Source organism: Komagataeibacter oboediens, from assembly GCF_003207815.1.
GTDB classification, from domain to species: Bacteria; Pseudomonadota; Alphaproteobacteria; order Acetobacterales; family Acetobacteraceae; genus Komagataeibacter; species Komagataeibacter oboediens.
Genome location: NZ_NKTX01000254.1, coordinates 1 through 627 on the forward strand (window position 1 = coordinate 1; position 627 = coordinate 627).

The 627-nt window shown below is 51.4% G+C and carries 1 protein-coding gene and 1 pseudogene; both read right to left on the minus strand.

Features of this window, described 5'->3' with window-relative positions:
• Positions 1-148: 148 nt before the first annotated feature.
• Positions 149-307 (minus strand): annotated as a pseudogene (locus CFR80_RS18690) (IS5/IS1182 family transposase); the annotation flags it as partial.
• A gap of 30 nt (positions 308-337) precedes the next feature.
• Positions 338-627: hypothetical protein (locus tag CFR80_RS19590; protein WP_181418292.1), on the minus strand; the 290-nt coding region annotated here is incomplete at its 5' end.

Here is a 627-nt window from a genome sequence, read left to right on the forward strand (position 1 = left end):
CGGATCTTTCCAATTGTTTCCACAACAAGCATCCCAAACCGGGCCTCCATTCAGCATGAAGGCCATCGTGAACCCGTTTCTCAGAAAGGGGTCGTTTTTAGCTGCCTGTCCCCCTTCCGAAGGGGTCACTTTTCCATGCCGCTTAACAGACCACCTCGCGCATATCCGTCGTGCGAGGGCGACCGCCCCGTTTCGCAGGGGGCACAAATGGCATGATCAAAGCCCATTCCCCGTCCATCATATCCGATGGATATCGCAGTCCTTCCCGGCTATGTTCACGTCGGGCAATACCAGTCCATGTCACCATTCACTCCATCTCTTCGTAAAGACGGATGAATCACAACAGGCTGGTATTGTTCAAAAACTTTCGGATCAGGCTCTTATGAAGACGCGGAGCCTGCCGTTTCGTAATAACAAGATTTTCTTCTCTCCAACGTCTGACAACTTTTAATTCGTCTGCAGACAATGTCGCCCGTCTGTCGTATTCATCGAGATTAATGTGGAATTTGTATTCGGGCTGGATGTGAGAGCCTGTCGGGTTGGTCATTTTGAGGGTTATAAGGCCGAGGCTGACCCGGCTTATGCCGCCTGAAGCCGTGCCATTCTTTTGCAGTTGTATGCGAGAGC